Consider the following 13,054-nt stretch of genomic DNA (forward strand, 5'->3'; position numbering starts at 1 on the left):
TCTGGTTGACGTTCGACGTTCCGTTGAGGTGCTGCGTGATCCCCATGCCATAGGTGACGATGGTCGCGTTCGACCGTGCGTATGCCTCTGCGACGACCCTGAGTTCGGCTTCACGCAATCCGGACGCCGCCTCGATCGATAGCCACGTCGTCGCCCGCAGAGTTGCGACAAGTTCTCCGAACCGCTCGGTATGCGCCGCGATGAACTCGTGATCCAGAACTGCCCCGCCGTCGGTCGCCGCGTCGTCGAGGTCGATGAGCGCCTTCATGACGCCGTTCAGGGCGGCAGCGTCGCCACCGACGATCGGCTGGAGATAGGTCGAAGCGATATTCGTCGACGAGAACGTGCCCATCTCGAGTGCGTTCTGGGGGTCCGCGAATCGCTCGAGTGCACGCTCGACCAGCGGATTGAACACGATGATGGGGACACCCCTGCGAGCCACCTCGTGGAGGGTTCCCATCATCCGTGGATGATTCGTGCCCGGGTTGTGGCCCATCGCGATAATGAGGTCGCAGTACTCGAAATCATCGAGCGAGACGGTACCTTTGCCAACGCCTATCGAATGCGGAAGACCCACGCTAGTCGCTTCGTGACACATGTTCGAACAGTCGGGAAAGTTATTCGTTCCAAACTCGCGCGCAAAAGTCTGATAGAGGAAGGCGGCTTCGTTCGATGCGCGGCCAGATGTATAGAACTCGACCTCGTTCGGGTCGAGCCCTCTCAGCGCGGTGCCGATGGCATCGACAGCCTCATCCCAACCCACCGCCTCGAATTTGTCGACATCCGCGCTGTAGACCATCGGCTCGGTCAACCTTCCTTCGTTCTCGAGCTGGTAATCGGACCACGCCAGGAGAGATGTCACCGTATGCCCGGCGAAGAAGGACGGCGTGACGCGCTTCTTCGTTGCCTCCCAGGTCACCGCTTTCGCACCATTCTCGCAAAACCGGAACGTGGACCTATGGTCTTTGTCGGGCCAGGCACAGCCCGGACAGTCGAAGCCGTCGGGCTGGTTCGTGTTGAGCAGCGTCATCGTCGCTTCAGGCGCCCGCATCTGGTCTAGCACGGCCTTTACCGTGGCTCGCAGGGCGCCCCAGCCGCCTGCCGGATGACTGTAGGGACGAATGCCCTCGATATCTTTGCCGGCCATGGTCGGGTCCTCCGCGGGTAAGCATCTGTCCATATGTCATATCAGGCGATGGCGTGCCCAGGACACCCCCACTCGGGTGTTGAAATGGCCCGGCTTAGCTAGCAAGCTGAAGAGGCGTACGGCGCACGTCGGTGACGCCGGGCTGTTCTGACCGAGGAGTCCAAGGATGATTGAGTCGAGCCATAGCCCGCCTGTGATTCGTGTGCTCATCGCCGAGGATCACCCCGTCATGCGGCACGGGCTCACCTCAGCCCTGTCACGGGAAGTCAGTCTCGAGCTCGTCGGCGAGGCGGTCGACGGTGCCGATGCGGTTGCTAAATTCCGTGCCCTTAAGCCCACGGTTACCTTGATGGACCTACAGATGGCCGGCATGGACGGGCTCCGGGCCATCGAGCTCATCTGCAAGGATTTCCCTGATGCGAACATCATCGTCCTGACCAGCTATCCGGGCGACGCCCGGATCATGCGCGCGCTTTCGCTCGGCGCCACGTCGTACCTGTTGAAATCCGCGACGATCGAGGAAATCGTCAAGACGATCCGCGCGTCCGTTGCTGGGCGTCATGTCATCGGCGCGGAAGCCGCTCACGAACTCACGAAACACATAGGCGGAGAAGTCCTCACCGTTCGCGAGGTGAGCGTACTTCGACTGGTCGCGAGGGGCCAAAGCAATCGGGAGATTGCGGGCCTCCTCGCCGTTTCCGAGGAGACCATCAAGTCGCGCATGCGCAGCATCATGTCGAAGCTCGGTGCGCTCGATCGCGCGAACGCGGTAATGATCGCGGTGCAGCGCGGCTTCATCGATCCCTGATGGGTCGCTACCGGCGACTGTAAGCTTCCCGCCCAGGCACGCGAACGTGAATCTCGGTGCCTTCGCCCGGAGCCGTGTCCATGCGAACGGTGGCGCGCAAGCGCTCCGCGCGCTCACGCATGCCGAGCAACCCGAAGTGCCGTTCCTTCAACGACGTTGCAAGTGCGCGCTCGTCCATCCCGCTACCGTCATCGGCGATCACCAGCCACAGATGCTCGTCCTCGTACGACACGCCGACGTCGACGCGGGTCGCCCCTGCATGCTCGAATGCGTTTCTCACCGCTTCGATGCCGATGTCGCGAAGCTCGCCATAGACCTCGTGTCGAAGCGGACGCGGGATTCCCGAGACCTTGAGAATAAAAGGGACACCGTGGATTTCGGACAGCCGGCTGCCTTCGTTGGACAGCTCGTCATAGAGGCCCAGGCCATGATCCTGCGAACTACGCAGGGCGCCGATTCGCTCGCGCCCCTCGATAAGAGCGCATCTCGCCTCGTCGACGAGCCTTGCCACGTCCGTCCTGTGGCGCTCGGGTAACGACGTATCCGACGACCAGGTCTGTATCGTGAGCGTCAGCCCCTGGAAGCGCTGGATCAGCGTGTCGTGGATATCACGAGCTACGGCCTCGCGTTCCTCCGCCCGGATCTTCAGCTTCCGGGTGATCGACCGGGTCCGCAGGTGGTAAGCCAACCAGAGCGCACCGACGAACGGAAGCAAGAGAAGGAGGCGAAACCAGCCGGTTTCATGGAGGCTCGGCAAGCGCTCGAATACAAGCGTGGTTGTCCCGGCCGTTTTTCCGAGGGCATTGATGGCGCGCACTTCGAATCTAAAGCGGCCTGGCRGAAGGTTGGTGAACGTCGCCTCGCGGCGCGCGCCAGCATCGTCCCACTCATCCGACAACCCGACCAGGCGGTAGGAAAAATGCACGCCTTCTGGTTTGGCCAAGGTCGCCGTGGCGTATCCGATGCGTATTTCATCCTGATCGGGCAGAAGCCGAAGTCGTTCAAACGGCGGCATAGTAAGTGCACCGGATACCCAAACGCTGTCGATCCGCGGCGCGGCCGGAACCGTCGGGTCGCTGATATGGGTGGGATCGATCCATGAGAGCCCACCCATGGTCTGCGCCCAGATCCTTCCATCGGGCCCCTTGCGCAACGTCGGCAGCGTACGGTCAGGATCGGGGGCTCCGCTGAGCCCGTCCTTCTGGGTCAGCACATCGAATGCCAGCGGCTCGCGACTTCCACCGATCAATGACGCAACATTCTTCTGGCGCGAGCGCATGACGCCGTCGAGGGTCTGGATCCAGAGGTGGCCCGAATCGCTCTCCACGATGCCCGTCGTCGAAGCCAGGCTTGCGCTATCGACGACCCGGAGTGAGAGGAACGCCTTCCCGTCGAAGTGCTGTACTCCCGCATCGCCACCGATCCAGATGCCGGAATCGTCAGGATACAGTGCTCTCACCGGTCCCGTGGCGAGACCATCGGACCGGCGAAAGACATCGATCCGGATCCCGCGAATGCGCACCAGTATCGGTTGCGAACGTATGCCGAGCCACAGCGTGTCGTGCTTGTCGAAGACGGCTACGCCGGCCGCGCCGGGCAGGGCCGGCAGATCGCTCCAGACGAGCCCGTTCCACGATTTGGGGATCGTCGCGACCCCTGGTGGACATGTGACGACACGACCTCCGCTATCCACGGCGATGCAATCGATGTTGCTTCGGATGCCGGGATACGGGTTGGGTGCGACCAAGGCTGCCTCGTCACGACCCAGTTTCCAGAGGCCGTCCAAGTTCGCGGCCCACGCGACATTGCGTGACCCGTCGTAGGCAAGTGCAAGCGTCATGGCCCCACGCGGCCCGAAAGGCATGGGTTGCCTAGGCAGTTGCCCGTGGAGGAAGGGTTTGGTCTCGCTGGTCACCCAAACGTCGCCGGTCGCACCTGTCGCCACGGAGACCTCGTGAATGGCCGGTGGCAGATCGACCGAGGTAAAAGCGGCACGTCTGAAGAGATCCAGACCGCCGTCCGTCCCCACCCATATGTTGCCCTCACGATCCTCGAGCAGTGGCCAGGCAAAACTTCCGGTCAAGCCGTCTACCTTCCCGAACCGTTGGGCGACGGGCACGCGCCCCGACGACTCGGCGTTGTCCAGCTCCTGCGGCGATATGTAGCGAAAGCCTTCGCCGTCGGTGATCCAAAGCGCCCCGGTGCGTGACTCCAGCAGCGCACGCTGGTTATCCGTTGCAAGGGGGCGAGCCCGTTCCGTCAACGTGACGCCATTCCGCTCGAAAATGTGCAGCGCATCGGGCGTTCGGACGTACAACCTCCTTCCCTGTCCCGCCTGGACCCGAAAGACTTTTTCAGGCATGTCGGAGACGGCCCGCCAGGGCCCTCCTTCCTTCGCGCGAACTTGCAGGCCGTCGCCAGCGGCGAGCCATTCGTTGCCGTCCGCGTCCACGGTGGCGCTCTCGGGGCGCATGCCGGCTGCCGGAACAAACGTACGTCGCCATCGACCTCCCACGAATTCGAAGATCCCACTCAAGGTAACCGAGCTGACGCGCCCCGTAGGTCCCCTGAAGAAACGTGCGCGAGTGCCGATGTAGCCCTGCTGCTCGCCGTATACCGTCAGGCTGCCGTCCTTCGCGAGCGACGGCCCTGCCGTGTCGCTATCCATCCACACGCCGCCACCCTCGGCGGGAAACAGGTAGGTCACCTGTGCTTGCTGGTACGACTGGCCCGGGCGCGGGACGAAGGGCTGGAAACTGACGCCATCGAATCGCACTATGCCCTTCGTTGCCGTCGCCCAAAGGAATCCGTCGTCATCCAGCACCAAGCTCGAGACGTCACCGGGCGCGCCGAACTCCTTGGAATAGGCGACGTGCACGAAACTGTGGAGTGCCTCGGTGGCAGGCGCCGCCGCAGACATCGAGATGTCCGGGAAAAAAAGGGCTGCCAACCCAAGCACCACCATACGCCTGACCATTGCCTCTTCCCCCACCCATGATCGAACAGTCCACCGGACTCACCGTGCTACGCAACCGCTGAGACCCCTCGACATGCCCATTGACGGCCGATGTCGATGGAGCCTCACATTCAGTCCAGGCGACGACCAGAGAAGAACATCGCGAGGACGCGTTGATCGCCCGCCGTCACCCGGACCTCTCGCGCGGTGTCCGCGGCCGGCCAGAGCGGCACCTCCATGCCGTCGGCCGCGAATCCGACCCCGTCAGCCTGGAACGCGCCGTAGATCGGGAGGGCAAACAGGACGTCTCCCGCGGGAATCTGCAGAGACCACGCCGCACCTGGATTGAGGCAGACCTCCAGCATGGTGACGTCCGTCGGTGTCTCCAGCGGCGATTCGAGGCCCTCATAGCCGCCCAGCGGTACCCTGACCCTCACATCCCCACGGGACGTGACGGGCACGTCCTCGGGCTCGAGAGAGAGTGCGGCTGCCTCGATGGCGCGATCCGCGGGCGCCAGGTCCACGAAGATCTGCAACGAATGCACCGTCTTTCCGACCTCGGCCGGCACTTCGTCGTGGGTGATGCCACGCCCGGCCGTCGTCCAGTGGAGGCCGCCCGGCCTGATGATGTTGTGCGTACCGATGTCGTCCTTATTCTCCACGCCGGCTTCGGAGTCGAGAAAAACATACGACACCGCCGACATGCCTCCATGGCTGTGCGGGGGAAATGTGGGCGCACTCATCCATGCATGGTCCACGCCGAGGAATGGACCCAACGCTCCGTGTGGACCACGAAGCGTGGTGGCACGGAAGTGGGCGCCGAGGTTCATGCGACTCAACCCCAGGACGTTCATTCGGCTTACTCCTGGGTGACTTCGATGTCGGCCAGCGTCGGGTAGTCGATATAACCTTCGTCCGTGCCGCCGTAGAACATGTTACGGCGAGGTTCGTTAAGCGGGCCATCCAGTTTCAGGCGCTCCACGAAGTCGGGATTGGCGAGGACCATCTGGCCATAGGCTTCGAGATCCGCGATATGCGCCGCGACATCGGAACCGACGGCATCGAGCACTCGGCCCGGGCGATTCAGGATGAACGTGCTTTTCCACGTTTTCCGCATGTCGTTGAGCAACGCGTCGTTTCCGAGGTGCATGACATGCAGGTAGGCGAGGCCCAGAAAGTTCAGCTCGGTGACGAGGTATCGGTAGAGATCGGCGGCATCCGGGCCTTCGTCGATACCCCACATCGCCGTACCAGGCGACAGGCGGATCGCAGTGCGGTCCGCACCGATCTCGTCCGCGATCGCCTGGGCGACTTCGATTGCAAACCGCGCGCGGTTTTCGATGGAGCCGCCGTATTCATCAGAGCGCTGGTTGGCGCTCGGCGCGAGGAACTGGTGAATGAGGTAGGCATTCGCACCATGGATCTCGACACCGTCGGCGCCCGCCTCGATCGCGCGGCGGGCGGCGTGACGGAAGTCCTGCACCGTCCGGCGAACTTCGTCGGTCGTCAGCTCCCGCGGCACCGGAATATCCTGCATGCCCGACATCGTGAACATGGGTGCGCCCGGCGCGATCGCCGACGGTGCCACGCCTTGACGATGGTGCTGCGTGTTGTCGGGATGCGACATGCGACCCGCATGCATCAGCTGGATGAAGATGCTGCTGCCCTTTGCGTGTACAGCGTCGGTCACCACCTTCCAGCCCGCCACGTGGTCGTCCGAATAGATACCCGGCGTGGTCATGTACCCCTGCCCGTCCTCGGACGGCTGGGTGCCTTCGGTAACAATGAGGCCCACGCCCGCGCGCTGCGCGTAGTAGGTTGCCGCACTGTGGCCCGGTGTTCCGTCATGCTGCGCGCGCGATCGGGTCATCGGGGCCATGACAAAGCGGTTGGCCAGCATGATGCGACCCATGTGAAACGGTTCAAACATCGTATTCATTCGATTTCTCCCGGTTGCCAGTATTTGTGGGAGAAGTTAGGTCGCTGACGACATGGGATAAAGATGGTAAATTGGATCAAATTGTCCCATTTATGGAGCAATGATGGACGACTATCTGCGGGACATGGCGCTCTTCGTCGAGGTCGTCAAAGCTAGGGGCTTCCGCAAGGCGGCGGAGGCGGTCGGCATTCCCAACTCCACCCTGTCGCGCCGGATCACCGAGCTCGAGAAGGCCGTCGGCCTGCGCTTGCTGCACAGGACAACGCGTCGCATCGAGCCGACCGAAGCGGGCCAGCTGTATTTCGAGCGGTGCAAGCGAATCGTCGACGAAGCGCGCCTAGCGCACGAACAGCTGACCGACATGCTCGCGCAGCCCACCGGCACGCTGCGGGTTTCCTTGTCGGTCGATTTTGCCCTCTATTACCTGGCACCACTCATCGCAGAGTTCGCCGGACTATTTCCAGGCCTTACGTTCGACTTCGACCTGACACCGCGCCGCGTCGACCTGGTGGCCGAGCCCTTCGACATGGCGATTCGCATGGGGGAGTCGGCCGACTCCAATCTGGTTGCACGAAACATTGCGACGCTGATACCCCGTCTCTACGCATCACCCGCCTACCTGCGGAAATACGGCGAGCCGTCCACCCCGGAAGACCTCCTGGGACATGCGTGCTTCACGATCCTGCGGAATGGCCACTGGCACCTTCGCAATGGCGAACGTACCGTCGACCTGCCGGTCGGTGGTCGGATCCAGGTCAACAGCATCGGCATGATCAAACGTCTCGCGACGCTGGACATGGGCATCGTCCTCATGACGAACGCCGTGATCGCGCAGGAAGTGGCGGACGGGACGCTACGCCGCGTGCTGCCGGGGTGGAGCGGTAACCCGATCCCCGTCTACGCGATGACCGAGACACGCCTGCTTCCCGCCAAAGTGCAGCGCTTCATCGACTTCCTCAAGGAACGCCTGGCCTCGGCAGGAGCAGGCGAGCCCTGAGAACCCCCATTCGATCCACGAAAGATCCCCGTAAGAGTGGAGACGCTTCAGGGGCGGGTCGCATAAGGTCGCTGGAAGCGACGCCGGTCGCTTCGGCCATCATCAAAGGGAAACACCCATGACCCTACTCGTACCTCCGTTCACCCTCGAAACGGCAGTCGCCAAAGTGCGCGCTGCCGAAGACGGATGGAACAGCCGTGATCCCTCCCGGGTTGCGCTGGCCTATACCCCGGATTGCCAGTGGCGAAACCGCGCCGAGTTCGTCACCGGCCGCGAACAGATCGTGGAGTTCCTGACCCGAAAGTGGCAGCGTGAGCTCGACTATCGCCTGATCAAGGAGCTGTGGGCCTTTACCGAGAATCGCATCGCTGTCCGTTTTGCTTACGAATGGCACGACGACAGCGGTAACTGGTTTCGATCCTACGGAAACGAGAACTGGGATTTCGATGGGGAAGGCATCATGCAGCGTCGCTATGCGTGTATCAACGACGCCCCTATCGAGGAAGCGCACAGGGAGTTCCACTGGCCGCTGGGACGACGCCCGGACGATCACCCGTCGCTGTCAGATCTCGGACTCTGATCGACAACCGTGAGCGCGGATTCCCCGACCGGGGACGCACCGCTCAGCGCCTGCAACGCCGAGCGCAACCGGGGCGCTGCAAAATCGATGAATCTACGCAATTTCACGGGCATCTGGCCACGCGACACATGCACCAAGTGGACCGGAATCGGATCAGGCTCGTAGTCGCACAGCACGAGTCTCAGGTGGCCGGCCCGCACCGCGTCGGCCACCTGGTAGTGGAGCAGCCGCGCGACTCCCACGTGGGCGACGGCCGCGTCTGCCGCCGCCTCGGTCGTGGAAACACGAAGCCGCGGCATGACCGTTACATCGATCAGGTGCCCCTTGCGGGGATCGCGGAATCGCCAGGCCGACGCGAAGAACCCGGTTTCGGGGCACACCGTTGGCAGGTCGAGCAACGCAGCTGGCGACCGTGGCACTCCGTGGCCATCGAGCACCCGGGGGCTGGCACAGGTCACCATGCGCATCTGCCCTAAGTGTGTGGCAACCATGGAGCTGTCTGGCAGGTCACCGATGCGGACGGCCATGTCGACGTGTGCGTCGACCAAGTCCAGCGTGCGATCGGCGAGCATGAGCCGGATGTTGATATCGGGGAACGACGCAAGGAAAGCCGCTACGACGGGCAACACGCATTGCCTGCCGAACTGAAGTGGTGCCGTCAGGACCAACTCGCCCTTCGGCGTCGTGAATTCGCCCGCGGCTTCGCGCTCAGCCTGCTCGACCTGCTCCAGGATCCGCCTTGCGTTGGCAACGTAAATCGCCCCGGCGTCCGTGAAGGTGATTTTCCGCGTCGTTCGGACGAGAAGGCGACTCCCGATGATGCTCTCGAGCTCGGAAATCTTCCGGCTGAGTGTCGGCAGCGGAACCTCGATCGCGCGCGCCGCAGCGGAAAACGTACCGGCATCGGCGACTGCAACCAACATGGCCATGGCCTCGAAACGATCCATTCTTCCGAATTCCGATAAAGTATTTCTCGATGTTGCTGGATTATCAGACTGGTCCGGGTGGCGCAACCTTATCTACATCACGGCCAATACCGGCCAGCAAAACGACGAGGAAACCGCCATGTCACGCTTTACCATTCCCGCCCTGGACGAAGCCCCGGAAGCATCCAAACCGATCCTGCAGACCATCCACAAGCAACTGGGCGTGGTTCCCAATATCTTTCGGCTCGCCGGCAAGAGCGCGGTAGCGCTGACGGCACTCACCGGACTCCAGGGCGCCCTGTCGAAGGCGCTCGACGTCAAGACCCGGGAACGCATCGCCCTTGCCGTGGCACAGGTCAATGGATGCAACTACTGCCTGTCTGCGCATACGTACATCGGCCTGAACATGGCGAAGATCAGCCCCGAAGAGATCGCACTCAACCGCAAAGGTACGTCGTCCGATGCCAAAGCAGCGGCCGCCGTGACCTTCGCCACACGGGTGGCAACGTTGCGTGGCCGGGTCAGTGACCAGGAACTGCATACGGTACGCACCGCAGGTTATAGCGACGCGGAGATCATCGAAATCATCGCGCTGGTCGCCGAGAATACCTTCACGAACCTTCTCAACGAAGTGGCGAGAACGGATATCGACTTCCCCGCGGTCGARTTCACCGAAGCAGCGTGACAGGACTAACCATGGGCGCCGGCGGCAACGCCGACGCCCTGCGTCCCGCCAGAACCGCATGCATGGAAACGGCGCCAGACCAATGGCGTGGTGTCCTCGCGGCGCGAGAACACGCGAGTGAAATGAGCCTGGTCCGCAAATCCGCACACGGTCGCGATCTCCGCGATCGGCGTGCCTGTACATTCGAGCAAATGCTTGGCGTGTTCCACGCGCTGTCCGAGCAGCCATTGGTGGGTGCTCACGCCCGTCGATCGTTTGAAGAGCCGGCTGAAGTAGCTCACCGATAGCCCGCAGGCGTTGGCCAGCTCTTCAGGGGATACGCCTTCCTGCAAGCGAGATTGCATCAAGCCCGTCGCACGGCGGAGTTGCCATGGTGCCAACGACTCCGATCTCGGAGGAACGTTGCGCGGATCGCACGAGAGTGACACGTGCGCCATGACGGCTTGGGTGAGATGACCGATCGCCTCGGAAAAGGCTCCCGAACGGTTCTCCGCCAGATAGAGAATGGCGGCGGAGATGCCCGCCAGGGGGCCATCCCCGCATGTGCGCGGCGCCCGTCCTTGCGAATTTCCACGATCCGCAACGATACGATGCACGACATCGCCGGGATCTGGGTCATTTGGATCACCAACAGACGGCACGGCCTGGTGATCCCGGCAAGATGCCAGGAGCGGGCCGTGTCGATGAGTGTCTTCGCAGAGATGGCGAGGGAACCCTCTCCGCTGGACCCGGCGGTGTCGCGAAGGACCAGCCGCAGGCTCTCATCGAGCGCCATGACAGAGGAAAAGATGCCCGGTGCGGCAGTGGACGTCACCAGGGTCGTTTCGGACCCGAGGTCGTAGTCTTCCAGTGCGCAGGTAATCCCGCCGGGCAGCTCCATGCACCAACGCACGGCGGCACCCACGATCGCGGGCGCGTTGCCCGTGCTACTGCAAAGGCCATCGGCCATGCTTACCCCTCGCCCGTTCAATGCAACGTTAGCGGTCGCTTACCTTGTGATCGAGGAAGCTACGGATCAGCGGCCCCATCTCATCGAGCTTGTCCTCCAGCGCGAAATGGCCGGTATCGAGAAGATGCATCTCGGCCTGGGGCAGGTCGCGCAGGTACGGGCTCGCGCCTTCGGCAGGGAAGATCTTGTCGTTTTTGCCCCAGACGATCAGGGTCGGCGGCTTGCGTTCGCGGAAGAACGCCTGGAACTTCGGATAGAGCGGGAGATTCGTACGGTAGTCGTAGAAGAGATCGAGCTGTATGTCCTTGTTACCCGGCCGATCGAGCCCCGCCTGGTCGATCACCCAGTTGTCCGGACTGATGCGTGAAAGGTCCTTGACGCCGTCCGTGTACTGGAACTTGGTCGTCGGCAGCGTCACCAGATCGGATAGTGCTTCGCGGTGCTGCATCGAGCCGTCGGCCCAATACGCCTTGATTGGATTCCAGAAGTCGCGGATGCCTTCGTCGTAGGCATTGCCGTTCTGGACGATGAGACCGGTCACGCGCTCGGGGTGCTTCAACGCGAGGCGGTAACCCACCGGGGCGCCGTAATCCATGACATACATCGCATAGCGCCTGGCGCCAAGCTGGGTCACCAGTGCGTCGACGATGTCCGCATAGTGGGCAAAGGTATACGCGAACTTCGCATGATCCGGCGCGTCGCTTTGACCAAAGCCTGGGTAGTCCGGCGCGATGACGTGGTAACGGTCGGCGAGCAACGGGATCAGATTGCGGAACATGTGGGACGACGTTGGGAAGCCGTGCAGCAACAGGACGACCGGTCCGTTCGATGGGCCCGCCTCCCTGTAAGACACCTTGACGCCTTCGATCGTGGCGTCGCGGTAGTGCACCGTGACCGGCGTGGCCTGGGTTGGCACCGCGGGCACCGCCGCCATGCTGACAGGCGCCATGAACAGTGACGCCGCCGCGACGGTTGCCGCGACAATAGCGGAGTGAATTTTGTGGTTCATGCTCATCCTTTCCGATGCATAAAGAATTGGTGTCAGTGGTAGTTCAGAATGCCGGAGAGCTTCTGGCCTAGTGGAGTGCGCCAGTCGACGGCCAGCTCCGAGATGAGCTGGTCGTGCGTGATGATGACCGCTCCGGCCTGGGCCATGCGCCGGAGTGCCAAGTCATCGCCATACTTCGTGTAAGACGCCGAAGCGTCCGCGGCCACCTGGACTTCGTATCCCTCGTCGAGCATCTGCAACACAGGGAACAGAACGCAGATCTCGGTCGTGATGCCTGCGACGACCAGCTTCTTGCGACTGAATGCCTTCACGGCGTTGTTGAACCCTTCGTGATGCATGGCATTGACGATGCCTGGGCGCTTGATTCGCCGCTCGTACGCGTCGGGAAGGATTTCCTGCAATTCGTGCAACAGCGGCCCCTGTGCGTGGTCTTCCATGCTCGACGTCATGAGCACCGGCATGTTCGCCCCGACGGCTATGCGTGCAAGCTTGCACGCGTTTTCCTTGACCAGATTGACGTCGTGGGAGTGGGTCCACGACATCGTGCCGAGTTGATGATCGATAAGCAGCATCGCTGCGTTATCCGGTGTGAATGCGTTCTTGTGCATCGTCGTCCCCAGCGTCGTCTGCGTGAGTGCTCTAAACTGCTTCACAGTTCCTTCGCGGCATTAGGATAGATCCGATCTCTTATGTCTTCACCCAAACGGGGGCTGTCAGCAGCCAAGCCTAAAGTTGGGTGAGGACCAGAAGTCGCGCCCTTTCGAGCGTTCAAATGAAGGTCCCGCAGGAATCTTTGGTCGCGAGCTGATCAGGGCGGAATAGCGCCGCTGCGCAATCGATGACCAATTTTACGAGCGCCCTTAAACGGGGCGACCATTCGGGTGGCACTCGACGAGGCGCTCGCGAACTGGCTAGAGCTGCTAACTGGTGAGCGACGACCCATGTGGTGCTCGCCTCGGTTCCGGGCGGTATGTAGGCAATGACGAGGTCTGCGAATCATGGCGGTCGATGCGCTTCTTCACGCTCGCACATCCTTGCCAGTTCATGAGCATCTGGAG

12 protein-coding genes are annotated in these 13,054 nt (G+C 62.3%); 4 read left to right on the top strand and 8 right to left on the bottom strand.

The genetic code is table 11. The features are described from left to right. Positions 1 to 1,147: molybdopterin-dependent oxidoreductase (locus AC1DYM_RS22280; RefSeq protein ID WP_477342120.1), on the bottom strand; the 1,147-nt coding region annotated here is incomplete at its 3' end. 202 nt (positions 1,148 to 1,349) lie between these two features. Here AC1DYM_RS22280 and AC1DYM_RS22285 point away from each other — a divergent pair. Next, entirely contained in the window at positions 1,350 to 1,955 is a 606-nt protein-coding gene (locus AC1DYM_RS22285; protein WP_477342122.1) for a response regulator transcription factor, read from the top strand. 7 nt (positions 1,956 to 1,962) lie between these two features. On the opposite strand, the gene AC1DYM_RS22290 is transcribed toward AC1DYM_RS22285, so the two are convergent. The 3 genes from AC1DYM_RS22290 to AC1DYM_RS22300 all read right to left on the bottom strand — a co-directional run bounded on the left by AC1DYM_RS22290 (position 1,963) and on the right by AC1DYM_RS22300 (position 6,850). Beyond that, positions 1,963 to 4,905: a sensor histidine kinase gene (locus tag AC1DYM_RS22290; protein ID WP_477342124.1), complete on the bottom strand. Its 2,943-nt coding sequence runs from the start codon at positions 4,903 to 4,905 to the stop codon at positions 1,963 to 1,965. Positions 4,906 to 5,042: 137 nt separating this feature from the next. Next, the gene (locus AC1DYM_RS22295; RefSeq protein WP_477342126.1) at positions 5,043 to 5,765 is read right to left on the bottom strand and encodes a pirin family protein; all 723 of its coding nucleotides are present in this window, start codon (positions 5,763 to 5,765) and stop codon (positions 5,043 to 5,045) included. A gap of 5 nt (positions 5,766 to 5,770) precedes the next feature. After that, entirely contained in the window at positions 5,771 to 6,850 is a 1,080-nt protein-coding gene (locus tag AC1DYM_RS22300) for an alkene reductase (protein ID WP_477342128.1), read from the bottom strand. A gap of 103 nt (positions 6,851 to 6,953) precedes the next feature. On the opposite strand from AC1DYM_RS22300, the gene AC1DYM_RS22305 reads away from it, so the two are divergent. After that, positions 6,954 to 7,847 (top strand): LysR family transcriptional regulator, encoded by an 894-nt coding sequence (locus tag AC1DYM_RS22305; protein ID WP_477342130.1) that lies wholly within the window; start codon positions 6,954 to 6,956, stop codon positions 7,845 to 7,847. Positions 7,848 to 7,965: 118 nt separating this feature from the next. Beyond that, a complete protein-coding gene (locus AC1DYM_RS22310; protein ID WP_477342132.1) occupies positions 7,966 to 8,427 on the top strand; it encodes a nuclear transport factor 2 family protein in 462 nt (153 codons plus the stop codon). On the opposite strand, the gene AC1DYM_RS22315 is transcribed toward AC1DYM_RS22310, so the two are convergent. Next, positions 8,397 to 9,440 carry a LysR substrate-binding domain-containing protein gene (locus AC1DYM_RS22315; RefSeq protein ID WP_477342134.1) on the bottom strand — a complete coding sequence of 348 codons (1,044 nt, stop codon included), beginning with the start codon at positions 9,438 to 9,440 and terminating at the stop codon, positions 8,397 to 8,399. The genes AC1DYM_RS22310 and AC1DYM_RS22315 overlap by 31 nt on opposite strands. 52 nt (positions 9,441 to 9,492) lie before the next feature. Between AC1DYM_RS22315 and AC1DYM_RS22320 the strand changes: the two genes are divergently transcribed. Continuing rightward, positions 9,493 to 10,038, top strand: a complete 546-nt coding sequence (locus AC1DYM_RS22320; RefSeq protein WP_477342136.1) for a carboxymuconolactone decarboxylase family protein — start codon at positions 9,493 to 9,495, stop codon at positions 10,036 to 10,038. Between the two features lie 5 nt (positions 10,039 to 10,043). Here AC1DYM_RS22320 and AC1DYM_RS22325 read toward each other — a convergent pair whose 3' ends face one another. The 3 genes from AC1DYM_RS22325 to AC1DYM_RS22335 form a co-directional block, all read right to left on the bottom strand. After that, entirely contained in the window at positions 10,044 to 10,634 is a 591-nt protein-coding gene (locus AC1DYM_RS22325; protein ID WP_477342138.1) for a helix-turn-helix domain-containing protein, read from the bottom strand. 381 nt (positions 10,635 to 11,015) lie between these two features. Further along, positions 11,016 to 11,996 (bottom strand): alpha/beta fold hydrolase, encoded by a 981-nt coding sequence (locus tag AC1DYM_RS22330; RefSeq protein WP_477342140.1) that lies wholly within the window; start codon positions 11,994 to 11,996, stop codon positions 11,016 to 11,018. A gap of 32 nt (positions 11,997 to 12,028) precedes the next feature. Then, complete coding sequence (locus AC1DYM_RS22335) at positions 12,029 to 12,604, bottom strand: isochorismatase family protein (protein ID WP_477342142.1); 576 nt, start codon at positions 12,602 to 12,604, stop codon at positions 12,029 to 12,031. Positions 12,605 to 13,054 lie beyond the last annotated feature (450 nt).

Source organism: Luteibacter sp. P1_D3 (assembly GCF_056406135.1).